The sequence below is a fragment of the Qipengyuania marincola genome (assembly GCF_029688625.1).
Lineage (GTDB): Bacteria > Pseudomonadota > Alphaproteobacteria > Sphingomonadales > Sphingomonadaceae > Qipengyuania.
Genome location: NZ_JARULC010000001.1, coordinates 374,014 through 396,788 on the forward strand (window position 1 = coordinate 374,014; position 22,775 = coordinate 396,788).

Annotated in this window: 22 protein-coding genes and 1 tRNA gene; 16 read left to right on the forward strand and 7 right to left on the reverse strand. The window is 63.9% G+C overall.

Features of this window, described 5'->3' with window-relative positions; genetic code table 11:
* Window positions 1-47 precede the first annotated feature (47 nt).
* The 4 genes from infB to rbfA are packed head-to-tail and all read left to right on the forward strand — an operon-like array spanning window position 48 to window position 3,911.
* Window positions 48-2,552: a translation initiation factor IF-2 gene (gene infB, locus P8Q88_RS01890; protein WP_278322131.1), complete on the forward strand. Its 2,505-nt coding sequence runs from the start codon at window positions 48-50 to the stop codon at window positions 2,550-2,552.
* A complete protein-coding gene (locus P8Q88_RS01895; protein WP_347568999.1) occupies window positions 2,549-2,971 on the forward strand; it encodes a PaaI family thioesterase in 423 nt (140 codons plus the stop codon). Before infB ends, P8Q88_RS01895 begins: the two co-directional genes overlap by 4 nt.
* A complete protein-coding gene (locus P8Q88_RS01900) occupies window positions 2,968-3,510 on the forward strand; it encodes a DUF1697 domain-containing protein (RefSeq protein WP_278322132.1) in 543 nt (180 codons plus the stop codon). The genes P8Q88_RS01895 and P8Q88_RS01900 overlap by 4 nt, the downstream gene beginning before the upstream one ends.
* Window positions 3,510-3,911, forward strand: coding sequence for a 30S ribosome-binding factor RbfA (rbfA, locus tag P8Q88_RS01905; RefSeq protein WP_278322133.1), 402 nt, complete (start codon window positions 3,510-3,512; stop codon window positions 3,909-3,911). The genes P8Q88_RS01900 and rbfA overlap by 1 nt, the downstream gene beginning before the upstream one ends.
* 3 nt (window positions 3,912-3,914) lie before the next feature.
* On the opposite strand, the gene P8Q88_RS01910 is transcribed toward rbfA, so the two are convergent.
* Window positions 3,915-5,561 carry an AbgT family transporter gene (locus P8Q88_RS01910; RefSeq protein WP_278322134.1) on the reverse strand — a complete coding sequence of 549 codons (1,647 nt, stop codon included), beginning with the start codon at window positions 5,559-5,561 and terminating at the stop codon, window positions 3,915-3,917.
* 103 nt (window positions 5,562-5,664) lie between these two features.
* Between P8Q88_RS01910 and P8Q88_RS01915 the strand changes: the two genes are divergently transcribed.
* The 6 genes from P8Q88_RS01915 to pnp all read left to right on the forward strand — a co-directional run bounded on the left by P8Q88_RS01915 (window position 5,665) and on the right by pnp (window position 11,313).
* Window positions 5,665-6,243 carry a thymidine kinase gene (locus P8Q88_RS01915; protein ID WP_278322135.1) on the forward strand — a complete coding sequence of 193 codons (579 nt, stop codon included), beginning with the start codon at window positions 5,665-5,667 and terminating at the stop codon, window positions 6,241-6,243.
* A gap of 19 nt (window positions 6,244-6,262) precedes the next feature.
* On the forward strand, window positions 6,263-6,805 hold the full coding sequence (locus tag P8Q88_RS01920) for a GrpB family protein (RefSeq protein WP_278322136.1): 543 nt from the start codon (window positions 6,263-6,265) through the stop codon (window positions 6,803-6,805).
* Between the two features lie 5 nt (window positions 6,806-6,810).
* Complete coding sequence (locus tag P8Q88_RS01925; RefSeq protein ID WP_278322137.1) at window positions 6,811-7,503, forward strand: site-2 protease family protein; 693 nt, start codon at window positions 6,811-6,813, stop codon at window positions 7,501-7,503.
* Window positions 7,500-8,513 (forward strand): tRNA pseudouridine(55) synthase TruB, encoded by a 1,014-nt coding sequence (gene truB / locus P8Q88_RS01930; protein WP_278322138.1) that lies wholly within the window; start codon window positions 7,500-7,502, stop codon window positions 8,511-8,513. The genes P8Q88_RS01925 and truB overlap by 4 nt, the downstream gene beginning before the upstream one ends.
* Window positions 8,514-8,518: 5 nt before the next feature.
* Window positions 8,519-8,788 carry a 30S ribosomal protein S15 gene (rpsO, locus tag P8Q88_RS01935; RefSeq protein WP_278322139.1) on the forward strand — a complete coding sequence of 90 codons (270 nt, stop codon included), beginning with the start codon at window positions 8,519-8,521 and terminating at the stop codon, window positions 8,786-8,788.
* A 230-nt stretch (window positions 8,789-9,018) separates the two neighbouring features.
* A complete protein-coding gene (gene pnp / locus P8Q88_RS01940; RefSeq protein ID WP_278322140.1) occupies window positions 9,019-11,313 on the forward strand; it encodes a polyribonucleotide nucleotidyltransferase in 2,295 nt (764 codons plus the stop codon).
* 70 nt (window positions 11,314-11,383) lie between these two features.
* Here the strand turns inward: pnp and P8Q88_RS01945 are convergent, their stop codons facing one another.
* Window positions 11,384-12,487, reverse strand: coding sequence for an NAD(P)-dependent alcohol dehydrogenase (locus P8Q88_RS01945; protein ID WP_278322141.1), 1,104 nt, complete (start codon window positions 12,485-12,487; stop codon window positions 11,384-11,386).
* 94 nt (window positions 12,488-12,581) lie between these two features.
* Between P8Q88_RS01945 and P8Q88_RS01950 the strand changes: the two genes are divergently transcribed.
* Window positions 12,582-13,283, forward strand: a complete 702-nt coding sequence (locus P8Q88_RS01950) for a spermidine synthase family protein (RefSeq protein WP_278322142.1) — start codon at window positions 12,582-12,584, stop codon at window positions 13,281-13,283.
* Here P8Q88_RS01950 and P8Q88_RS01955 read toward each other — a convergent pair.
* The gene (locus P8Q88_RS01955) at window positions 13,273-13,794 is read right to left on the reverse strand and encodes a DUF1993 domain-containing protein (protein ID WP_278322143.1); all 522 of its coding nucleotides are present in this window, start codon (window positions 13,792-13,794) and stop codon (window positions 13,273-13,275) included. The two genes, P8Q88_RS01950 and P8Q88_RS01955, sit on opposite strands and share 11 nt — an antisense overlap.
* 82 nt (window positions 13,795-13,876) lie before the next feature.
* Window positions 13,877-14,560, reverse strand: coding sequence for a GcrA family cell cycle regulator (locus P8Q88_RS01960; protein ID WP_278322144.1), 684 nt, complete (start codon window positions 14,558-14,560; stop codon window positions 13,877-13,879).
* Window positions 14,561-14,631: 71 nt separating this feature from the next.
* Here P8Q88_RS01960 and P8Q88_RS01965 point away from each other — a divergent pair, with 71 nt between their 5' ends.
* Complete coding sequence (locus tag P8Q88_RS01965; RefSeq protein ID WP_278322145.1) at window positions 14,632-15,531, forward strand: ABC transporter permease; 900 nt, start codon at window positions 14,632-14,634, stop codon at window positions 15,529-15,531.
* 21 nt (window positions 15,532-15,552) lie between these two features.
* Here the strand turns inward: P8Q88_RS01965 and hspQ are convergent, their stop codons facing one another.
* On the reverse strand, window positions 15,553-15,933 hold the full coding sequence (gene hspQ, locus P8Q88_RS01970) for a heat shock protein HspQ (protein ID WP_278322146.1): 381 nt from the start codon (window positions 15,931-15,933) through the stop codon (window positions 15,553-15,555).
* Between the two features lie 163 nt (window positions 15,934-16,096).
* On the opposite strand from hspQ, the gene P8Q88_RS01975 reads away from it, so the two are divergent.
* From P8Q88_RS01975 to P8Q88_RS01990, 4 genes are all read left to right on the forward strand, one after another.
* Window positions 16,097-16,186: transfer RNA gene (locus P8Q88_RS01975), tRNA-Ser, on the forward strand.
* A gap of 49 nt (window positions 16,187-16,235) precedes the next feature.
* A complete protein-coding gene (gene moaA, locus P8Q88_RS01980) occupies window positions 16,236-17,261 on the forward strand; it encodes a GTP 3',8-cyclase MoaA (protein WP_278322147.1) in 1,026 nt (341 codons plus the stop codon).
* An 11-nt stretch (window positions 17,262-17,272) separates the two neighbouring features.
* The gene (locus P8Q88_RS01985; protein ID WP_278322148.1) at window positions 17,273-18,457 is read left to right on the forward strand and encodes a molybdopterin molybdotransferase MoeA; all 1,185 of its coding nucleotides are present in this window, start codon (window positions 17,273-17,275) and stop codon (window positions 18,455-18,457) included.
* A gap of 58 nt (window positions 18,458-18,515) precedes the next feature.
* Window positions 18,516-20,534 (forward strand): TonB-dependent receptor plug domain-containing protein, encoded by a 2,019-nt coding sequence (locus P8Q88_RS01990; RefSeq protein WP_278322149.1) that lies wholly within the window; start codon window positions 18,516-18,518, stop codon window positions 20,532-20,534.
* Here the strand turns inward: P8Q88_RS01990 and P8Q88_RS01995 are convergent.
* Window positions 20,531-21,178: a TetR family transcriptional regulator gene (locus P8Q88_RS01995; protein ID WP_278322150.1), complete on the reverse strand. Its 648-nt coding sequence runs from the start codon at window positions 21,176-21,178 to the stop codon at window positions 20,531-20,533. The genes P8Q88_RS01990 and P8Q88_RS01995 overlap by 4 nt on opposite strands.
* Window positions 21,175-22,719, reverse strand: a complete 1,545-nt coding sequence (locus P8Q88_RS02000; RefSeq protein ID WP_278322151.1) for a hypothetical protein — start codon at window positions 22,717-22,719, stop codon at window positions 21,175-21,177. The genes P8Q88_RS01995 and P8Q88_RS02000 overlap by 4 nt, the downstream gene beginning before the upstream one ends.
* Window positions 22,720-22,775 lie beyond the last annotated feature (56 nt).

Genomic DNA, 22,775 nt, shown 5'->3' on the forward strand with positions numbered 1-22,775 from the left:
ATGCCGGATGACGATTTGAACGATTGAACGAAGAGAAACGAGCTAGAATGAGCGACGACGACAAGAAACCGGCCCGTAAACCGCTGACCCTGAAGGGTGCGCAGCCTGGCGAGGTCAAGCAGACCTTCAGCCACGGCCGCACCAACAAGGTTGCGGTCGAGGTCAAGCGCCGCCGCAAGCTCGTGAAACCGGGTGAGGCAGCAGCGCCTGCGCCCGCTCCGGTACCCGAACCGGCTCCGGCACCCGCGCCGGCTCCCGCACCCGCGGCGAAAAAGCCGGCGCCGAAAAAGGCGCCCGCGGGCGAGACCCCTCAGGAACGCGTAGCCCGCCTCCAGCGCGAGGCCGAGGAAGAGCGTCTGCGCCTGACCGAGGAAGCGCGCAAGCGCGAGGAAAGCGAAGCCAAGCAGGCTGCCGAGGACGAGAAGAAGCGCGCCGAGGAAAACAAGAAGGCAGAGGCCGAGGCCGCGAAGAAGGCCAAGGAAGACGCCAAGAAACCGAAGGAAGAACCGGCCGAGGAAGCGCCCGCCGAGGATACCGACACCGACACTCCGGCCCCCGCGCCGCGCCGGTTCACGCCGGTCGCGCGTCCCGAGCCGAAGAAGCCCGAGCGCAAGAAGAAGGAAGATAAACCCGCCCGCGGCGCGGAAAAGCCGGACAAGCGCCGTTCGGGCAAGCTATCCGTCAAGAAGGCTCTCAACGAGGACGAGGGTCGTCGTGCCCGCAGCCTCGCCGCGCTCAAGCGTGCTCGCGAGAAGGAACGCCGCATGCAGGGCGGCGGCTCCAACAAGCCACGCGAGAAGCAGGTCCGCGACGTGGTGGTCCCCGAAGCGATTACCGTCGGCGAACTGGCCAAGCGCATGGGCGAGAAGGGCGCCGACCTGGTGAAGGAGCTGTTCAATCTCGACATGATGGTCACCGTCAACCAGACGATCGACCAGGATACTGCGGAACTGCTGGTCGAGCAGTTCGGCCACAATATCGAGAAGGTGTCCGAAGCCGATGTGGACATTCAGGCCGAAGAGGATGTCGATCCGGAAGAGACGCTGAAGCCGCGTCCGCCGGTCGTCACCATCATGGGCCATGTCGATCACGGTAAGACCAGCCTGCTCGACGCGCTTCGCGGCGCCAATGTCGTCAAGGGCGAAGCCGGCGGCATCACGCAGCATATCGGCAGCTACCAGGTAAAGACGAAGGGTGGCGACGCCATCACCTTCCTCGATACGCCGGGCCACGCCGCTTTCACCGAAATGCGCCAGCGCGGTGCCAATGTGACCGACATCGTCGTGCTGGTTGTGGCTGCCGACGACGGCATCATGCCGCAGACGATCGAGGCCATCAATCACACCAAGGCCGCCGGCGTCCCGATGATCGTTGCGATCAACAAGATGGACAAGCCCGAAGCCAATCCGGACAACATCCGCAACCGCCTGCTCGAACACGAGGTCATCGTGGAGAAGATGTCTGGCGATGTGCAGGATGTGGAAATCTCCGCCAAGGAGAAGACCGGCCTGGACGAGCTGCTCGAAAAGATCGCGCTGCAGGCCGAACTGCTCGAACTCAGGGCCAATCCCGACCGTATGGCGGAAGCAACCGTTATCGAAGCCCAGCTCGACAAGGGCCGCGGCCCGGTGGCGACCGTGCTCATCACGCGCGGCACGCTGGAGCGGGGCAACACCTTCGTGGTCGGCACGCAGAGCGGCCGTGTCCGCGCGATCGTCGACGATCACGGCAAGCAGATCAAGAAAGCCGGACCCTCCATGCCGGTCGAGGTCCTCGGCCTCGGCGGCGTGCCGAGCGCAGGCGATGTGCTGACAGTGGTCGAGAACGAGCAGCGCGCCCGCGAAGTGGCCGAATACCGCCAGGAAAAGGCAACCGAGAAGCGCACCGCGCTGGCGCCGACCAGCTTCGATACGATGTTCAATAACCTCGCATCGGACCTCGTCGAATTCCCCGTGCTGGTGAAGGCCGATGTGCAGGGTTCGGTCGAAGCGATCACGACCGCGCTGCACAATCTCGGCAACGACCTGATCAAGGTCCGCGTGCTGCACGCAGGCGTGGGTGCGATCACCGAAAGCGATGTGCAGCTGGCGGCCGCGTCCAACGCGCCGATCATCGGCTTCAACGTGCGCCCGAATGCCAAGGCCCGTGAACTGGTGAAGCGCGACGGTGTGGAGATGAAGTATTACGACGTCATCTATCACCTGACCGAGGAAATCGCGAAGGAGATGGCAGGCGAGCTGGGTCCGGAGCGGATCGAGAACGTCGTCGGCCGTGCCGCGGTCAAGGAAGTGTTCCGCTCGGGCAAGAAGGACAAGGCGGCCGGCCTGCTGGTCGAGGAAGGCGTCATCCGCAAGGGGCTGCACGCACGCCTCACGCGGGACGACGTCATCGTCTCGGCCACCACGATCGCCTCGCTGCGCCGTTTCAAGGACGACGTGGACGAAGTCCGCGCAGGTCTCGAATGCGGTGTGGTCCTTGCCGACACCAACGACATCCAGCCGGGCGATCAGCTCGAGGTGTTCGAGGTCGAGGAGCGTGAACGCACGCTGTGAGCGCGAATACCGAGAGACCACATAACCGGGGGGCGGCGCATGCCGACCTCATGGGCGTGGAATTCGACAGCTTCGATGCGGAGCGTGAGGAGATCACGCTCCGCTTCAATGCCCCGGACAGTTTCATTACCCCGCGCGGCAGCGTGCAGGGCGGACTGGTCGCGGGCTTCCTCGACGAAGTGATGGGCTGGGCGCATGTCTGGGCGACCGACCATGCGGAGGCGCCGCTCAATCTCGACATCACCATGACGCTGCTCCGCCCGGTCATGGCCGGGCCGCTGGTCGGCAAGGGCCGCGTCATCCGGCGCGGGCGGCGGGTGATCTTCCTTGAAGGCGAATTATTCGACGAGGACGGCAATCTGCTTGCGCGTTCGACCAGCACCGCGATCCCCACGCCGAGGCCGGGAAGCGAGGCGTGACCACGCGGCTCGCGCTGCTCGGTAGCATCAATGTCGGCGGCAACCGGGTGAAAATGGCCGATCTGCGCGAGCGACTGGCGGCCGATGGCTTCGACCAGGTCGAGACAGTCGCTGCGAGCGGAAACGTCATCCTGTCGAGCGATGAAAGCGAGGTAGACCTTGCCGCCCGCATCGCCACCGTCATCCAGCGCGAGTTCGGCATTGCAGGCTTCGTCGTCGTCAGGACCCTGGCCGAGGTGCGCTCGGCCATTGAGGACAACCCCTTCCACGGCGACGGGTCGGACAAGATGGTCCACAGCATCTTCCTGCCACGCGAGCCGGACCAAGGTGGGTTCGAAGCCCTGCTGCAGGCACATCGCGATCGCGGCGCCGACCGGCTCGCATTGGGCGACCGCGTGCTCTATCTCGACTACGTAGACGGCGTCGGCGTGTCGGACCTGACCGGACGCTTCATCGAAAAACGCCTCGGCTGCCGGGGCACGGCGCGCAACATGACGTCGCTCAAACGAATACTTGCGAAAATGGAAGAGTTCGCCTGATGGCAAAGCACCAGCATTCCACCCCCGAACAGCAGTCGGTCCGCGTCCTCAAGGTGGGCGAACGGGTGCGGCATATCCTGTCCGAACTACTCGCGCGCGGCGAGGCGCATGATGATGTGCTGCGCGCCTCGAACATCTCCGTCACCGAGGTGCGGATGACGCCCGACCTGCGCAATGCGAAGGCCTATGTGAAACCGCTCTTGGGGCAGGACGAGGCGCAGGTGCTCAAGGCGCTGCGCACGAATACCGCCTTCTTCCAGAAGGAAGTCGCCAAGCGGCTGGGCCTGAAGTTCGCGCCGAAGCTGTCGTTCCAGCCGGACGAGAGCTTCGACGAGGCGGACCGGATCGAGCGGCTGCTGAACGACCCCAAGGTCGCCCGCGATCTCGACGACGAAGAGTAGCGGCTACTCCATGATCGCGGGGGCTGCCGGCGTTGCCATCTCCGGCAGCGCGTAGCCTACCGGCGCGTCCGGTCCCAGCGGGATGCCGAGGTAGAACCACAGCACGATCAGCACCGTGCCCGAGACCAGCAGCCAGATCGAGTAGGGGATCATCATCGCAGTCAGGCTGCCGAGGCCGAAATCCTTCTGCCAGCGTTGCGCGAAGACCAGGATCAGCGGGAAGTAGACCATCAGCGGAGTGATGATGTTGGTCGCGCTGTCGCCCACGCGATAGGCTGCCGTCGCGCCTTCCGGGCTGATGCCGAGCAACATGAGCATCGGCACGAGGATCGGCGCGAGCAGCGCCCATTTGGCGCTCGCCGAACCCACGAACAGGTTCAGCAGACCGGTGAACAGGACCATCAGGCCGAGCACCAGCGGCAGCGGCAGGCCGGTCGACTGGATCGCCGCCGCACCATGCACCGCGCTGATCAGGCCGAGGTTCGACCAGCCGAACATCGCCACGAAATGCGCCGCAGCGAAGGCGAGGACGAGGTAATAGCCCATGTCCTTCATGCTCTCGGCCATCATTTCCACGAGGTCGCGGTGCGATTTGATCTTGCCGGTCGCACGGCCATAGGCCCAGCCGGTCAGCAGGAAGAGCAGGAAGAACGCCGCCACGAGGCTGCGATAGAGCGGCGCGAGCTGGGTGTGGATCGAACAATCCGCAGCCGGCACCGCTTCACACGCCGCCTCGTCGACCAGCGGAGTGCCGGGCGCGAACACCATCAGCAGCCAGAGTCCGACCACGAACAGCGCCGCCAGCCCCGCATGGCGCAGGCCCTTGGAGGCAAGCTCGCCGGATTCCTCGGCCGGGTCGGGGCTCATATCGTCGGCCTGCAAGCCGGCGGTCGCGCCGCCCTTCCACGGGCCGAGGCGGGGTTCGATGATCTTGTCGGTGACGTACCAGATGATCGGCAGGAACAGGAAGGTCATTGCGCTGATGAAGAACCAGTTGCCCGCGATATTCGCGGTCCAGGCCGGGTCGAGTGCGCTGACCTCCACCGCTTCCTGGGTAATGCCGAACAGCAGTGCATCGAGCTGGCCGGGCGAGACATTGGCCGAGAAGCCGCCCGACACGCCAGCGAAGGCCGCGGCTATCCCTGCCAGCGGATGGCGTCCCGCAGCGGCGAAGAGTATGCCGGCGAGCGGGATGAGAACCACGTAACCTGCATCGGCGGCATGATTGCCGAGCATGGCCACCAGCGCAACGACCGGTGTGAGCAGCGCCTTGGGCGCGCTCTTGACAGCTTTCGACATGCCGGCCGCGAAAAAGCCGGACCGTTCGGCGACGCCCGCACCCAGCATCACGACCAGCACATATCCCAGCGGGTGGAAGTGGGTAAAGGTCGTGGGCATCTCGACCCACAGCCGCTGGATGTTCTCGGGCGACAGCAGGCTGACCGCCTCGATCCGCTGGGCCGTGCCCGTCGCTTCGTCGATCGCGGTGGGGTGCAGTGCCGACACGCCCGAGACCGCCGCCAGGATCGAGACCGCCACTAGCGCAAGGATCAGGTAGAAGAAGATGAAGACCGGATCGGGCAATTTGTTGCCGGTCCGCTCGACCCACCCCAGAATGCCGTCCTGTGTGCTTGCCGCCGCTGTCGCCACTGCCTGATCCCCGTAATCGCGTTCCTGGTGGTCCGTGCGACCATCCCCGATCGTGTCTGACGTCCTCCTTAACAGGCTCTCCTGCCGAGGCTAGAGCGTGGCGATGGCGAAGCTCTATTTCTATTATGCGAGCATGAATGCGGGAAAAAGCTCCACGCTGCTGCAGACCGCTTTCAATTATGGCGAGCGCGGAATGCGGGTGTCGCTGTGGACGGCCGCGCTCGACGATCGACCCGGCTTCGGTGCCATATCCAGCCGCATCGGCCTCGCCAGCGATGCGCACAGATTCGAGCACGACACTGATATCGAAGCCCGCGTGCTGGCCGATCATGGAGAAGACCCGATCGCCTGCGTGCTGGTGGACGAGGCGCAATTTCTGAGGCGCGAGCAGGTCTGGCAGCTTGCGCGGCTGGCCGATGACGCCGGCATTCCCGTGCTCTGCTACGGCCTGCGGACCGACTTCCAGGGCGAGCTGTTCCCCGGCTCCGCAGCCCTGCTCGGCCTGGCGGACAAGCTGGTGGAGATGAAGGCGGTGTGCGATTGCGGTCGCAAGGCCACGATGAACCTGAGGGTCGACGAACACGGCAAGGCGGTAAGCCAGGGCGCGCAGACCGAGATCGGCGGCAACGATCGCTATGTCGCCATGTGCCGCAAGCATTTTCGCGAAGCGCTGGCGGGGTAGAATGGAGCAGGAGGTTCCAATGCCGCACGACCCGCGATGGGCAGGGGTGTTCGAGCGTGAACGTGCCACATTGGCGCGCGCGCTGGCAGTTTCCGCAACATGTATCCACCACATCGGCAGCACTGCCGTTCCGGGCATTCTCGCGAAGCCCATCATCGATATCCTCGTCGAAGCGCAGGCGCTCGATCATCTGGATGCGGCGACATCGGCGATGGAAGGGCTGGGCTACGAGGTCATGGGCGAATTCGGCATCGCGGGGCGGCGCTATTTTCGCAAGTCCAGCAAGACCGGCATTCGGCTGGTCCATGTCCACGGCTTTCTGAAAGGCTCCCCTGGTGCCATCCGCCATCTCGCCTTTCGCGATTTCCTGCTGGAAAATCCCGACGTCGCGCAAAACTATTCCAGGCTGAAACAGCGCGCTCTCGCCGATTGGCGCGGAATGGACGCCTATATCGCGGGCAAGGCGCAATTCGTTCAGGCGACCGAGATGCTGGCACTCGAGTGGTACGGGGCGAATGCGAGCGGCAGCGCCTTTAACCCGGGCTCCCGGACCACCATCTAGCCGACATGACCGAAACCCTCATCCTCGCGGCAGTGCTGGTGCCCTGCCTGATTGTCGCCATCGTCTTCCACGAGGTCGCTCATGGCTGGACGGCTCTGATGCTTGGCGATCCGACCGCTAAAGAGCAGCGCCGCCTCAGCCTCAACCCGATCCGGCATGTCGATCCCATCGGAACGATCATCGTGCCCGGCGCGCTGGCGCTGTTCGGCGGGCCGATCTTCGGCTGGGCGAAGCCGGTGCCGGTGAATGCCCGGCGTCTGAACAATCCGCGCTATGGGATGATGGCCGTTGCGGCTGCAGGGCCGGGAACGAATATCCTGCTTGCGCTCATCGGGGCGCTGGTAATCGGCGTGGCGGCCGGACTGGCGGCCAATTGGGGCACGCAACTGCCCGAATGGGCCCTGACCGCATTCGGCGCCTTCCTGCTGATCAACGCCTTCCTCGCCTTCTTCAACCTGCTCCCCATACCGCCCTTCGATGGCTCGCATATCGTCGGCGGGCTGATGCCGCGACGCTGGGCAAACCAGTGGCAGAAGCTGCAGGCGATGGGCATGCTGTTTTTCGTCGTTCTGATTGCCGCAACCTGGGCCTTTCCCGACGCACGCTGGATCGAGAACACGATCCTGCCACCGGTCGAATGGATCAGCGGAATCTTCTTTTCGGTTGCCGACACGATTGCGAGCGCAGTCGGCGGATGACCGAGACGCGTCCCGCTCCCCACGGCTGGCTCATCCTCGACAAGCCGCGCGGGCTTGGCTCCACGCAGGCCGTCGGCGTGGTCAAGCGTGTGTTGCGACAGGGTGGCTATGCGAAAACGAAGGTGGGCCATGGCGGCACGCTCGACCCGCTGGCTGAAGGCGTGCTGCCGATCGCGCTGGGGGAAGCGACCAAGCTGGCCGGGCGCATGCTCGATTCCGACAAGATCTATGCCTTCACCATCCAGTTCGGCGAACAGACCGATACGCTCGATGCCGAGGGCGAGGTCGTCGAACGCACCGACCGCCGCCCTCCCATGGCCGCGATTGCCGCCGTGCTCGAGCATTTCACCGGCGGGATCGAGCAGGTTCCGCCCGCCTATTCGGCCGTGAAGGTTGACGGGAAACGGGCATACGACCGGGCGCGTGCAGGCGAGGACGTCGAAATGAAGACGCGGCACGTGACGATCCACGATCTTCGCTTCGTGGGCGATCGCGTGGATGCCCCGCTGCGCAGCGCCTTCGCCACCACCGCCGGGCGACCCGATCCGTATGATCCGCAGGCACCGCTGGAACTGGCCGACAGCGTCACCCTTGTCGCGCATGTCTCGAAAGGCACGTACATCCGTTCGCTGGCACGGGATATCGCGCACGCGCTTGGAACTGTGGGCCATGTCACCTATCTCAGGCGCATCAAGGCCGGGCCGTTCCGCGAGGAACGGGCGATTTCGCTGGACAAGCTGGAGGAAATCGCTAAGGGCGCGCCCATCGAAAACCTTCTCCTGCCGCTGGAGGCCGGACTGGACGACATCCCGGTCCTACCCCTCGACCCGACAAGCGCGCAGGCGGTCCGCCAGGGCCGAGTATTGTCGGATCTGCCCCCCGTTCATGGAGAATGGGCCGACGGGCTCCACCTTGCCACACTGCACGATGTGCCGGTGGCGCTGGTGGAACTCAGCGGAGGCTCGGCGAAAGTCGTGCGGGGCTTCAATCTACCGGATGTCGCGGAGTAAATTGAATGTCGGTTACCGCCGAGAAAAAAGCTGAGATCATCAAGGACAACGCCGTCGCCAAGGGCGATACCGGTTCGCCGGAAGTGCAGGTCGCCATCCTGACCGAGCGCATCCGCAACCTGACCGAGCACTTCAAGTCCAACCACAAGGACAACCACTCGCGTCGCGGCCTCCTGATGATGGTCAACAAGCGTCGTAACCTGCTCGCCTATCTCAAGAAGAAGGACGTCGAGCGGTACAATGCGCTGATCCAGAAGCTGGGTCTTCGCAAGTAAGAGTTTCTCGAAGGGGCGGCTCAGGCCGCCCCTTTGTTTATCTGGAAGGATCGCACGAAAAGTGGGCCCGGTTTCAGGGTTCGCGATCCGACCGAAAAGCGGCCTCCGCGCAATCCGGCGCGGGCTCGCACAATGGAGGCGGGAAAAGCCTCGAACCGGACCGGGACGGAATACCCGGCACAGTAGGCCCCGCGCGGCAATATGGCTCCGCGGGTCATCAAGGAAAATACATGTTCGACAAGAAAACCGTATCGATCGAGTGGGGCGGAAAGACCCTCACCCTCGAAACCGGTCAGATCGCCCGTCAGGCTGACGGTGCCGTGCTGGCCACCTATGGCGAAACCGTGGTGCTGTGCGCCGTGACCGCCGCCAAGAGCGTCAAGGAAGGACAGGACTTCTTCCCTCTGACCGTTCACTACCAGGAAAAATTCTCCGCTGCGGGCCGTATCCCGGGCGGCTTCTTCAAGCGCGAAGGCCGCGCGACGGAGAAGGAAACGCTGACTTCCCGCCTGATCGACCGCCCCGTGCGGCCGCTCTTCCCGGAAGGCTTCTACAACGAAATCAACGTCATCGCGCAGGTCCTGTCCTATGACGGCGAGACCGAACCCGATATCGTCGCGATGATCGCCGCTTCGGCTGCGCTGACTATCTCGGGCGTGCCCTTCATGGGCCCGATCGGCGCCGCACGCGTCGGTTTCCGCAATGGCGGATACGAACTGAACCCGAGCCTGCAGACCGCGCTCGACGAAGAAGGTCGCCTCGACTTGGTCGTCGCCGCCACGCAGGACGCGGTGATGATGGTCGAATCCGAGGCCAAGGAGCTGACCGAAGAGGAAATGCTCGGCGCCGTCATGTTCGCGCATGAGGAAAGCCGCAAGGTCATCGGTGCGATCATCGATCTGGCCGAACAGGCCGCCAAGGATCCGTGGGATCTCGACAAGGTGGAGGACAAGTCCGCCACGCTCGAGGAACTGCGCGGCGTCATCGGCGACGACCTCGCCGCTGCGTACAAGATCACCGACAAGTCGGCTCGCCAGGATGCCGTGAACGCCGCCCGTGAAAAGGCGCGCGATCACTATGCCGACCTCGCCGAAAGCGATCCGGCGGAATACATGGGCCGCCTGAAGCTCGTGAAGAAGCTGGAAAGCGACATCGTGCGCAAGGCGATCCTCAAGGATGGCCAGCGTATCGACGGGCGCAAGACCGACGAAGTCCGCCCGATCGAGGCGATGGTCGGCCTGCTGCCGCGTACGCACGGTTCGGCGCTGTTCACGCGCGGTGAGACGCAGGCGATCTGCACCACCACGCTGGGCACCAAGGATGCCGAGCAGATGATCGATGGTCTCGAAGGCCTGTCGTACAACCACTTCATGCTGCACTACAACTTCCCGCCCTATTCGGTCGGCGAAGTGGGTCGCTTCGGCTTCACCAGCCGCCGCGAAACCGGCCACGGCAAGCTCGCATGGCGTGCGCTGCACCCGGTGCTGCCTGCGCATGAGGACTTCCCCTACACCATCCGCATCCTGTCCGACATCACCGAGTCCAACGGCTCGTCCTCGATGGCGACCGTTTGCGGTGGCTGCCTCAGCATGATGGACGCCGGCGTTCCGATCGAACGTCCGGTCTCGGGCATCGCCATGGGCCTGATCCTCGAAGGCGAGGACTTCACGGTCCTTTCGGACATCCTGGGTGATGAAGATCACCTCGGCGACATGGACTTCAAGGTGGCTGGTTCGGAAGCAGGCATCACCTCGCTCCAGATGGACATCAAGGTTGCCGGCATCACGCAGGAAATCATGAAGACCGCGCTGGAACAGGCCAAGGCCGGTCGCGCGCACATCCTCGGCGAAATGCAGAAGGCCCTGGGTTCGGCCCGCGGCGAAGTCTCCAAGCACGCTCCGCGTATCGAGACCATGCAGATCGACAAATCGAAGATCCGCGACGTGATCGGTACGGGCGGCAAGGTGATCCGCGAGATCGTTGCCGAAACCGGTGCCAAGGTCGACATCGACGACGAGGGCGTGATCAAGATCAGCTCCTCGAATGCCGACGAGATCGAAGCGGCCCGCAAGTGGATCGAAGGCATCGTCGAAGAGGCGGAAGTCGGCAAGATCTACAACGGCAAGGTTGTCAACATCGTCGACTTCGGCGCATTCGTGAACTTCATGGGCGGCAAGGACGGTCTCGTCCACGTCAGCGAAATGAAGAACGAGCGCGTCGAGAAGCCGACCGACGTCGTGTCGGAAGGCCAGGAAGTGAAGGTCAAGGTCCTCGAGATCGACCAGCGTGGCAAGGTCCGCCTGTCGATGCGCGTCGTCGACCAGGAAACCGGCGAAGAGCTGGAAGATACCCGCCCGCCGCGCGAACCGCGCGGTGACCGTGGCCCGCGGGGCGGCGGTGGCGGCCGTGGCGGTGATCGCCGCGGTGGTCGTGGGGGTCCTCGCGGCGGGAATCGCGGCGGTGATCGCGGCGGCAATAACGACGGGGGCGGCGAAGCCCACGTGCCCGACTTCCTGAAGGACTGATCCTTCGAAAGTACAAGAAAGGGGGCTGCCGGCAGATCCGGCGGCCCCCTTTTCATTGGTTCCGGTCGATCTAGCCCATCTCGAGAATCGGCTTCAGCACCCTGCCATCATGAAGGTCGGCGACGGCGTCGTTGATCTTCTCGAAGGGGTATCGCTCCACCAGCCGATCGAACGGAAAGCGGCCTTGCCGATATAGCTCGACGAGCGTCGGGATGAACTGCTTCACCTTCGCATCGCCTTCGACGCAGCCAACGATCTTGCGACCGCTCAGAATCTGTTCGTTGGCGTCGAAACTGTAGTCGGTGCCGGAAGGCGGCGCGCCGACCACCACCAGGGTCCCTCGCTTGGCCAGACTGCTCCACGCAGAACGGGCAGCCTTCGCATTTCCGCTGCACTCGATGGCGTAATCGACACCCTCGGCAACGATCTCGCGTACCTTTTCCGCGACGTCCGTTTCCTTGGAAACCTTGATCGAATGAGTTGCGCCGAGTTCTTGCGCAAGCGCCAATCGGTCCTCGTTCATGTCAACCGCTATGATGGTGCGGCATCCGGCAAGCTTTGCGGCCATGACCGCCGACATGCCCACGCTGCCAACGCCCGAAACAAGCAGGGCCGACCCGGCGGGAGGTTGCGCGGTGCGCAGGACGGCACCCGCGCCGGTCTGGATGCCGCAGCCCAGCGGCCCGAGCAGCGAGATATCGATATCGCCGTCGATCTTCACGACATTGCGCTGGTGCGCGATTGCATGGGTCGCGAAGCTCGACTGCTGGAAGAAGGCAGCGTTCGGGCCATCGGCATATACCGGATCGTCGCTGCCCTGCCGTTTGTTCATGAAGTTGAGCGCTTCGAAATCGGCGCAATAGGCCGGGTCGCCTTCCTGGCACGGGCGGCAATGCCCGCAGGAACCGTAAGACAGAACGACATTGTCGCCCGGCGCAAGACCTTCGACATGTCCCCCCACCGCCATGACCCGGCCAGATCCCTCATGGCCCAGGACGACCGGAAAATTGGTCGGCAGGTCACCATTCTGCACGGCAAGATCGGTATGACACACACCTGCCGCAACGACCTCGATCAGGACTTCATGCGGTCCGGGTTCGGCGATGGATCCTTCGACCATCTCAAAATTCGATCCTGCCTCTTTGACGACAGCAATGCGGGCTTTGGTAGACATGCAGACGGCTCCTGTAGTGGCCCATCCTATATGCTCTCAGGCACCGGGATGTTCCGGCGTGCATCGAGCGTGCCAAGGCGCTAAGGGCAGCGGCATGCTGCCCCGCGAGACCATAGCCACCGCCGAAGTGCCCGATGGCGAGACCCTCACTCTCGTCAGCCACGGACATGACTTCATCATCATGCTCGGTCGTGACGAGCTGATGGGGACACGGATGCAATTCTCGGAAGAGCAGCTGGCCGTCCTCACGCTTGGAGAGCTCGAGGCCGCGCGGCCGCGCGTGCTGATCGGCGGTTATGGCATGGGGTTCACCTACCGCGCGGCACTCGATCAGCTGCCTGAAGACGCTTCGGTGACGGTCGCGGAAATCGTTCCCGAAATCCTCGATTGGGCGAAGGGACCGTTGGCGCATCTTACCGGCGAAAGCCTTGCCGATCCGCGTGGAGAGATTGTCCTGTGCGACGTTGCAGCGCTGATCGACGATGCCAATGACGGGACCAGCGAGAAGTACGATGCCATCCTGCTCGACGTCGACAATGGCCCCGACGGGATCGTGCGGGATGCCAATTACCGCATTTACAGCGCCACGGGTCTTGCGAAGGCCCGCGATGCACTGAAGCCCGGCGGCGTGCTGTCCGTCTGGTCCGCCGCGCCCGACCACAAGTTTACCCGCAAGCTGAAGGATGCGGGCTTCGACGTCGAGGTGCGCGAGGTCCGGGCGCGGCCCAATAACAAGGGGCCGCGCCACACGATCTGGTTCGCGCGGAAGCGCTCAAGATTCCTCGCTAGCTCTTGATCCGTAGGCGGCCGAGGAAGTCGCGCTTGCCGACGGGCACGCCCTTCATGCGCAAGATGTCGTACCCGGTCGCGCAGTGGAAATAGAAGTTCGGCTGGCTGAAGCTGAGGAGGAAATCCTCCGCCGTGAAGTCCATGCGGTTTCCCTTGAATTCGAAGCGCATCGGCTGGCCGATAAAGCTCTCCATCTCTTCTTCGGTAAGACCATTCATGGCATCGAGAGCGGCGGTGAGCTTTTCGCGCAGCGCATCGAAGGTCATCGGCGGCGGAGTGAGGTCAGGCGAATAGACGCCCTCCCGCAGGCCTTCGATCGACCCTTGCGTGTGCTCAGCGACCGATTTGATCTGGTAGCTGAAGGGCAGCATATCTTCATGCAGGCAGGAGGTGACAAGATCGGCTTCCGAATGATTGTTCTCGCCGCACCATTTCTCCGCCGTGTCGACGAGATGGCGCGCGGTGCCGAGCATCTGGAGGGCGCTGGGGACGTAGGCGGCGTGGAGTGACAGGGGCATGGTTCTCTCTCCCGTGAGTGACAATCATCCAGAATGAAAAGGCCCGGCGGTCGTGCGACTGCCGGGCCTCCACATTCCAGGTTTAGCGGACGCGAGGTCCGCCGAAGGGCAATGGCGGAGGCGGGCGGCGCGCGCCGCGCGGCAGCTGTGCCTGATAGGCCCGGCCGCAATGCTCGACGCAATAGGGAAAGCCCGGGTTCACGGCCTCGCCGCAGAAATGGAAATCGGGTTCGCCCGGATGGCCCATCGGCCAGCGGCATACCTTGTCCGACAGGTCGAGCAGGCTGGTCTTGTCGGCGATCGAGGGATCGGGCTTGGCGGGCACCAGGCGGCGCGGCGGAGCGGGCGGGATCGGTGCCTGCTGATCGCCGGGGCCCTGGCGTAAAAAGCCGCCCGGTCCGACCGAGACGATCTTCGGCAGATCGGGCCGCTTGTCGGGCAGGGGCTGCGAAGGAACGGCAGCTTCCGGCTTTGGTGCAGGTTTTGCTGCCGGCCGAGCGGGCGCGGTGGCTTTTGCCGCCGGTTTTGGCGCGGACTTGGGGGCGGACTTGGGGGCGGGCTTGGCAGTCGCCTTGGGCGGGCTCGCAGCCTTCTTCTTTTCATTGGCCTTGACCGGCGAAGGACGCGACTTGAGGCCGAGACGATGCGCCTTTCCGATCACAGCATTGCGGCTCACACCGCCAAGCTCATCGGCGATCTGGCTGGCGGTCGATCCGCCTTCCCACATCTTCTTGAGTGTTGCGATCCGTTCGTCGGTCCAGCTCATTCGCGAATCCTGTATCATTCGTGTCGTCTTGCGCTTGCCAAGACGCAGGTCGTGGCCGTAGGCGCGCAGCCATGGCCGATCAAGTCAATCCTGCCCCCTCGGGCGCCAAGCATGCTGACGCCAGTTTCGTCGAGGGCGAGGGCCCGGGAGCAGGCAATTTTCCCGAGCGCGGCAAACCGGTCATCACCGGCATCAACCGCGTGGGATTGTGGAGCCTCTATATTAAGGAGGTTCGGCGGTTTCTCAAGGTGCAGACCCAGACAATCTGGGCGCCGGCGGTAACCACGCTGCTGTTTCTCGTGATCTTTTCGGTCGCTTTGGGCCGTGGTGGTCGCGAGGTCCTTGGCGTAAACTTCCCGACCTTCGTCGCGCCGGGCCTGATCGCCATGGCGATGATGCAGAATTCATTCGCCAATTCCAGCTTTTCGCTTCTGTCCGGCAAGATCCAGGGGACCATCATCGACCTGCTCATGCCGCCGCTGTCCGAAGGGGAACTGATGGCAGGCATCGTCGGGGCAGCCGTGACCCGCGCCATCGCAGTCGGATTTGTCGTGGCTGCCGCCATGCTCCTCTATCCCGGCGTGAGTCTGGCGATGGCCCATCCGTGGGCAGTGGCCTGGTTCGGACTGATGGGCGCGATCATGCTCGCCACACTCGGTCTCATGGCTTCGATCTGGGCGGAGAAATTCGATCATAACGCCGCGGTCACAAATTTCGTGATTTCGCCGCTGGCGATGCTCTCCGGCACGTTTTACATCATCGACCGGCTTGCGCCCGCCTTCCAGGCGGTGAGCCGGGCGAACCCGTTCTTTTACGTGATCTCGGGCTTTCGCTACGGTTTTCTGGGCGAAAGCGATATCGGTCCGGATCGCGCCGTCGCATGGTCTGCGCTCGGGCTGCTCGCGGTCAATATCGCGCTGGCGGCAATCGCCTACCGGCTGCTGAAATCGGGCTGGAAGATCAAGAACTGACCCGGGGCCGGGCGGCCGCGATCAGTGGGTCAGGCTGCGCCGCATGCGATAGCGGCCGCTTTCGAACTGCTGGAAATAGGCATGGACGTCCGGATGCTCGACGGGGCCACCGGCAGCGTCATTTAGCAGATTCTGCTGGCTGACATAGGCGACATACGTGTTCTCGTCGCTCTCGGCGAGGAGGTGGTAGAACGGCTGGTCGCGGTCGGGCCGGATCTCCTCGGGGATCGCATCGTACCACTCTTCCGAATTCGCGAAGACCGGATCGATATCGAAAATCACGCCGCGGAAATCGAACACCTTGTGCTTGACCACATCACCTATGGCGAAGCGGGTCTTGATGCGTCGGGGTGCCTCGATCGTGCGACCGGCCTGGGCGGAGAAAAACTGTGCGCGTTCCATGAATTCCAAGGATATGGGGTAATCGTGGCCGGAAACAAGATTGCCGCCCCCACCATCCCCGGATTTCGCGCGCGAAAGGGCTTGGCAAGGGGCGGCAGCTTCGCTAATCGGCGCGCCTCGCTTCGACCGGGGCCCCGCGGCCCATGAAGCACACCCGGCATGCGGAGAGGTGGCAGAGTGGTCGAATGCGCTGCACTCGAAATGCAGTATAGGTGCAAGCCTATCGAGGGTTCGAATCCCTCCCTCTCCGCCACCCAGCGTGATCGGTAGATTTCAGGGCACATAACGCCTAGCATGGTCTGGTGTCGCGGACCGAATCCCCCTCGTTGCAGCCGACTGCGTCCCTCGCCGGGCTTGAGGACGGGTTTGCACGCCGCTTTTCCTACCTGCGACTGTCGTTGACCGAGCGCTGCAATTTTCGCTGTACCTACTGTCTGCCGAACGGCTTCGAAAAGCGCAGGGGACTGACCGAAGAGTTGTCCTCAGCCGAGATGGTGCGGGCCGTCACGGCCTTCGCGCGTCTGGGCTTGTGGAAGGTCCGCCTCACCGGGGGCGAGCCGACGGTACATAGCGACTTTATTGCCATAACGCAGGCAGTTGCAGAGGTGCCTGGCATACGGCGCGTGGCGATGACGACCAATGGGTACCGCCTTGCGCGCGAGGCGCAGGCCTGGCGCGCGGCGGGCATCGACGCCATCAACGTCAGTATCGACACGCTGGAGCCGGAGCGGTTTGCACGGATCACCGGCCATGACCGGCTGGACCAGATCGTCACGGGTATCGACCGAGCGCTGACGCTGGGTTTCGCTGCAGTGAAGGTCAATAGCGTGCTCATGGGCGACCTGGACGATGCGGAATGGGCGCGTATCCGGGCCTTCGTTTCCGGGCGGCCGGTCGCGTGGCGCTTTATCGAGCTGATGCGCACCAACGATAATGTCGCGCTTCATTCGCGTGATGCACGCCCCGCCGAAATGGTGCGGACAAGATTGGTGCGTGAGGGCTGGGTTGCCCGGCCGCGCGAACCGGGCGCCGGTCCCTCTACCGATTACGCCCATCCCGATCATGCAGGAACGATCGGCCTGATCGCGCCCTACTCCGAGGGGTTTTGTGACAGCTGCAATCGCCTGCGCCTTTCGAGCCGGGGCAAACTTCATCTGTGCCTGTTCGGCGACGGCGGCATCGATCTGCGACCGCTATTGCAAGACGATGCGCAAGGTGATGAGCTTGTCGCGACGATCTGCAAGGCAATGCCGATGAAACGCCAGGGGCATCGGCTTCATGAAGGCGATAGTGGTGCCACCCCGCATCTCGCCTCGATTGGCGGTTGAGCGCGAGCGACATGCCGACCTTTGACGAAGCGATCGCGATGATCGAACGGGCGATAACTCCGCTCGGGCCGGAGACCGTGGCGCTCGACGATGCGGCGGGTCGCTGGCTCGCTGCCCCGCTGGCGGCTCGCTACGATGCGCCACGTCGCGACTGCTCCATCATGGACGGCTATGCAGTGTCTGCCGCGACTATCGCGACAGGGGAATGGCTGCCCTGCGTGGGCGAGGTGCGAGCCGGCGAACTTCCTTCGGTCGAGCTGAAGCCCTCCGAAGCGATGCGGATTTTCACCGGCGCCTTCCTTCCCGCCGGAGCCGATTGCGTCATCATGCAGGAATATGCCGAGATCGAAGGCAACCGCGTGCGGTTTCGAGAGGGTTTCGGGCCTTCAAGCCATGTCCGTACGGCTGGCAGCGATTTCCGGAAGGGCGATGTGCTCGTGGAAGCGGGTCGGCGCCTCACACCACAGGCGATGGTGGCAGCTGCGGCCGCAGATCACTCGGAATGCGAGGTCTCGCGCCGTCCGCGGGTGGCGATCATTGCGACCGGCGATGAACTGGTCCCCCCGGGCCAGGCCGCAGCCGGTGAAGCGACGCAAGCCGACAGCGCAAGTTTCGGCGTCGCCGCGCTCGCCAGGGCTGCCGGTGCGCAGGTCGTGTCCGTGGTGCGGGGCGGGGACGAGATCGAAGGCCTCACGCGCTTCGCTGGCGACGCGCTCGCGCAGGCGGATTGCGTGGTGGTGACCGGCGGCGCTTCGGTTGGCGCATATGATCTGGCACGGCCAATGTTTGCAAAGCACGGGCTTGAGGAAATTTTCTCGCGCTTGCCGATCCGTCCCGGTCGTCCGGTGTGGTTTGGCATGGCAAGGGGGTGCTGCGTGCTCGGCCTGCCAGGCAATCCCACATCCGCGATGGTGACTGCCCGGCTCTTCCTGAAGCCGCTTCTCGCCTGCCTTCAAGGCGGCACGGCTGGGGCCGAGCTGCAATTTCTACCCATGTGTCTCGGCAGCGAATTGGCTGCAACCGGAAGCCGCGAGACTTTCGTCCGCGCTCGGGCGACCAGTGAGGGGCTGGTGCCGCTGACCAATCAGCTCAGCGGAGCGCAGTCGCCCTTGGCCCAGGCCGACTGGCTGATCCGTTGCCAGGCCGAAGCGGGCGCTCGCCTTCGGGGTGAGCTCGTTTACGCCCTGCCGTTCTAGGCCGAACCTCCTTCCTGACGGTTGACCGCAGACAGCGCTTCGTATCAAGCGTGCAAGCATGAACCGGTATCTGGTCACCTACGCGGGCATTGCTGCGGCGAGCCTCATTCCCCAAACCCTTGGTGCGCAGGAGACTGAAGACGAAGCTACCGTCATTGTTGTCACCGGGGAGGGGCTGGAAGAAACCCCTTCCGAACCGGCTTATGCGACGCAGATCATCTCCCGCGAGACATTGGTCTCAACCGGGTCCGGGCGGATCGAAGACGCGCTGGCCGCCGTCGCGGGCTTTCAACAGTTTCGCCGTTCCGACAGCCGCTCGGCCAACCCTTCGGCGCAGGGCGCCACGCTTCGCGCTCTGGGCGGAAACGCCACCAGCCGGGCGCTCGTCCTGCTGGATGGCGTGCCGATGGCCGACCCCTTCTTCGGTTACATCCCCTTCAGCGCGCTCGCACCCGAGCGGCTGCAACAAATCCGCGTGACTCGCGGAGGAGGATCCGGTCCCTTCGGGGCCGGTGCGCTGGCAGGCACTATCGAACTCGAGAGTGCCGGGCTGGAAACTCTCGGGACGTTCGACGCGCAGTTGCTCGCCAATGACCGCGGCGAAACGGAAACGAGCGCCACCCTCGCTGCCCCTCTAGGTGCGGGCTTCGGTGTCGTGTCGGGCCGTTGGGATCGCGGCCAGGGCTTTTTCACAACCCCAGTCGGCGACCGCGTACCGGCGAGCGTGCGTGCCGGTTTTGACGGCTATTCGGCGCAAATACGCGGCGTGGCGCCGCTCTCCGACACGGTGGAGCTGCAGGCGCGCGGCCTCGTCTATCGCGATGAACGCACCCTGCGTTTTGAAGGCGCGGACAGCCTGAGCGAGGGCCAGGATGCAAGTCTGCGGATCGTCGGCCGGGGGGCCTGGCAGTTCGACGTGCTCGGCTATGTGCAGGCCCGCAATTTCGCAAATCGGGTGATCAGCTCGACGCGCTTCGTGCCTGTCCTCGACCAACGCAACACGCCTTCGACCGGTCTTGGCGGAAAGATCGAGCTTCGCCCGCCGACGGGTGAGCGCAATCTTCTGCGCGTTGGCCTCGATTATCGCAGGAGCGAGGGCGAACTTTACGAAACAGCGATCAACGCCTTTAGCGGTCAGGTGACGGCGCGGCGCAATGCCGGGGGCGTGAACACCGATCTCGGCCTGTTCGTGGAAAACGATGTCCTGCTCGGCGCGCTGACGTTGACCGGCGGCGTCCGTCTCGACCGCTTCACGATCCGAGAAGGCTTCTTTGCAGAACTCGATGGGTCGGGCGGCCTGACCGTGGACGACCGCTTTCCCGACCGTGCCGGTTGGGAGACTTCCTTTCGCGCCGGCGCTCTCTACCGCCTTGGCGGCGGAGCTCGCTTTCGCGCAGCGGCCTATAGCGGACTGAGACTGCCTACGCTCAACGAGCTCTATCGTCCCTTCGTGGTGTTTCCCGTTGTGACGCAGGCGAATGCAGCCTTGGAGAACGAGCGCCTTGAAGGGTTCGAGATCGGTTTTGATTACGCCCCTTCGGAGGATTTTTCTGTCGGAGTGACCGCGTTCGATAATCGCGCGAAGGATGCAATTGCGAACGTCACCCTGGCGCAAAACCTTCGACAGCGGCGCAATATCGATGCCATTCAGGCGCGCGGCATCGAGGCGGAGGCCGCGCTGCGGTTTGGTCGCGTCACGCTCGACGCTGCGCTGGCCTTTACCGATGCCGCAGCGAAGGGCTCGGGTACTGCCTTGGCTCTTGACGGAAATCGGCCGGCACAGACGCCGCGATGGGCCGGCGGTGCAAGCGTTGCGTGGCGTCCCGCAACCGATTGGTTGCTATCGCTGAACGTTCGCCATGTCGGGGCACAATTCGAAGATGATCTCGAACAGAACCGGCTTCCGCCTGCAACGACGTTGGGCGCTTTTGCGCAGGTCTCGGTGGGTAGTGGCGTTGCGCTGATAGTGAGAGGCGAGAATTTGACCGACGAGGCCGTCGTCACCCGCGATCAGGCCGGTTCGATCGACCTCGGCGCGCCGCGAACCCTTTGGGCAGGCGTTCGGCTCGGCTTTTAGCCCGTTTCGGGCGACTCGCGGTTCACTCCGGGCGCAAGCAGGCCGTGGACGATCAACTCGGCGGTGCTGTGCGCGAACCGCTCGACGAGCGCTTCGTCCAGCACGCCGGTGCCGAGCAAAGCGTCGCGCGAGGCAGCGGAGGTGAAGATATGACCGCAAGCGCCCTCGATCGCATAGCCTATGAGTTCGGGCTCCACCTCACGGAACAGGCCCTGCGCGATGCCCTGCTGGATGATCGTTCGGCGCGCGTCGGCGACCGGGCGACTGAAGAAGCCAGTCACGAGCGTGGCCGCTTCGCGCGATCCCTCGCGGATCAGCTTGTGCAGCAGGCGATGGAGGTAGGGCCGCCTATAATACGCGCGTACGATGCCCGCGACATGGTGCGCGATCTTGTCGGGAGGACTCATGGATGAGGCGATCAGCTTGTCCAGTTCGCCGATCGCGAATTCGGCATCGGACCGGGCGATCGACACCATCAGCCCTTCGCGCCCGCCGAAATGGTAGCTAACCGACGCGATATTAGTCCCGGCGCGGCGCGTGATTTCCGAGATCGAAACCTCGAGAATGTCCTTCTCGCTCATGAGTTCGCGCGCGGCTTCGATAATCCTCTCGCGGGTTCGGCCACGCGCGGCGGGCGCGGTCATCGAAGTGTCCCGATAATGTTCGTGTCGTCCACGCGCTTTATCAGGGCACGTTTGCCGACAGGGTCGTCGGCCAGCAGAGCGCTTAACGTGCCAGCGTCGCCCTTCTCGATCCGGGCAAGGCATCGTCCCTGCGGCGCGTCGCCAATCACATAACCACGGGTCGGAACGCCTTTCTGGTAGACGACGGTGAAGGTCGAGACTTCCATCTCGCACGCCTCGTCCACCGGTTCACCGAGAAGCTGAGCATTGATTTCACGCTGGATCGGATCGCTCGAGACAGGCTTCCAGTCCGCCGGCGCTTGCGTCGAGTACACGCCAGCGGCCTCCTTCGAGAGAAATCCTCCATTGGCGAGGATCAGGCCGAAATCGCCCGGATTTTCGCGCAGCCGCTCGGTCATGGTGGCAATGGCGTGAAGCGAGTAATTGTTACCGGGCCCGCCGAAGAACGGGAGTCCGCCCGTTACCGTGACAGGGCGCGTGCGCCAGTCGATCCCGAGTGCCTCGGTCGCCAGCAAGACCGCGCAGGGGAAGCAGCTATAGATGTCGAACAGGGCGATGTCCGCAGCGTGCTTGCCGCTGGTTTCCAGGGCGAGGCGCAATACTTTTTCGATCGGCAGCGAGCGCGACAGGTCCTGTCGCTGTGTCACGAAGCCGTCCTTGGCCTCTGCATGGCCATGCAGAAACACCCATTTGACAGGATCGATACCAAGTCGCCGGGCCTCGCCGACAGTGGTCATCACCACCGCCGCCGCCTGATTCACTGCATCCTGAGCGACGTGCCATTTGAGATAGGGGTCGGCGACCGGATAATTTTCCGCACTCGGCGTCGAAAGGAAAGTCTCGCTGCGTTCCCGCGGAAATTGCGAGTGCGGATTTGCTGCGGCAATCTGTGAGAAGCCCGCCCACAGCTCGCTCATCAACGCCACATGCTGGTCGCGACTATTGCCTAGTCGGTGGCGCAGGGCATGTTCGAAGGCAGGATAGGTCTGGGTGGGTGCGCCAAGGCCGTTGCGGATTTCGTAAGCCGAGAGCAAAGGCCCGCCATAGCCGCGATCGGTCTGCGGACCGGAGGCCGAACGGCTCCAGTCAAGCTGCAACCCGGCGCGGACGGCGGCCTTTAAGGCACGGGTCGATTCTGCTCCCACCAGAAGTGTCGCACGGGTCTCGTCGGCGTGGAGGGCCGCGGCGATTTCGTTGACCAGTTCCTGCGGCTGGTTTCCGCCGAGTTCGGAATAGATGTTGTCGGTGTCGGTGATGCCGAGGTCGGCCGCAACGGTTGCCGGCGGATTTTCGCACCGACCGAAGGGCTGAGGTGCGCCGGGAATGGAGTCCGGCGTGGTGCGTACCGCGACGATCCGGTCGATAGCCACGCGAAGTGCGTCTGCAGCGCCGCTGTCGGCAAGGGCGAGTGCTGCCGCGTCGCGGCGCAGATCCTGCGGTGAGGGCGCATCTGCAGCGTCGCCCCCTTGCCAGTGATCGGTCAATTGGCCCACGCCGACAAGGACGGGAGTATTTGCAGGACATTGATCTAGTGTGGCCACCAACGGCTCCTCAATTTGTTCAAACCTTTATTTCAAAGGCACGTTTGACAGGTCAA

Coding starts and splice junctions, on each gene's coding strand:
- infB (WP_278322131.1), top strand. CDS start 48: ATGAGCGACGACGACAAGAAACCGGCCCGTAAACCGCTGACCCTGAAG.
- rbfA (WP_278322133.1), top strand. CDS start 3,510: ATGGCAAAGCACCAGCATTCCACCCCCGAACAGCAGTCGGTCCGCGTC.
- P8Q88_RS01915 (WP_278322135.1), top strand. CDS start 5,665: ATGGCGAAGCTCTATTTCTATTATGCGAGCATGAATGCGGGAAAAAGC.
- P8Q88_RS01920 (WP_278322136.1), top strand. CDS start 6,263: ATGCCGCACGACCCGCGATGGGCAGGGGTGTTCGAGCGTGAACGTGCC.
- P8Q88_RS01925 (WP_278322137.1), top strand. CDS start 6,811: ATGACCGAAACCCTCATCCTCGCGGCAGTGCTGGTGCCCTGCCTGATT.
- truB (WP_278322138.1), top strand. CDS start 7,500: ATGACCGAGACGCGTCCCGCTCCCCACGGCTGGCTCATCCTCGACAAG.
- rpsO (WP_278322139.1), top strand. CDS start 8,519: ATGTCGGTTACCGCCGAGAAAAAAGCTGAGATCATCAAGGACAACGCC.
- pnp (WP_278322140.1), top strand. CDS start 9,019: ATGTTCGACAAGAAAACCGTATCGATCGAGTGGGGCGGAAAGACCCTC.
- P8Q88_RS01945 (WP_278322141.1), bottom strand. CDS start 12,487: ATGTCTACCAAAGCCCGCATTGCTGTCGTCAAAGAGGCAGGATCGAAT.
- P8Q88_RS01950 (WP_278322142.1), top strand. CDS start 12,582: ATGCTGCCCCGCGAGACCATAGCCACCGCCGAAGTGCCCGATGGCGAG.
- P8Q88_RS01955 (WP_278322143.1), bottom strand. CDS start 13,794: ATGCCCCTGTCACTCCACGCCGCCTACGTCCCCAGCGCCCTCCAGATG.
- P8Q88_RS01960 (WP_278322144.1), bottom strand. CDS start 14,560: ATGAGCTGGACCGACGAACGGATCGCAACACTCAAGAAGATGTGGGAA.
- P8Q88_RS01965 (WP_278322145.1), top strand. CDS start 14,632: ATGGCCGATCAAGTCAATCCTGCCCCCTCGGGCGCCAAGCATGCTGAC.
- hspQ (WP_278322146.1), bottom strand. CDS start 15,933: ATGGAACGCGCACAGTTTTTCTCCGCCCAGGCCGGTCGCACGATCGAG.
- P8Q88_RS01985 (WP_278322148.1), top strand. CDS start 17,273: ATGCCGACCTTTGACGAAGCGATCGCGATGATCGAACGGGCGATAACT.
- P8Q88_RS01990 (WP_278322149.1), top strand. CDS start 18,516: ATGAACCGGTATCTGGTCACCTACGCGGGCATTGCTGCGGCGAGCCTC.
- P8Q88_RS01995 (WP_278322150.1), bottom strand. CDS start 21,178: ATGACCGCGCCCGCCGCGCGTGGCCGAACCCGCGAGAGGATTATCGAA.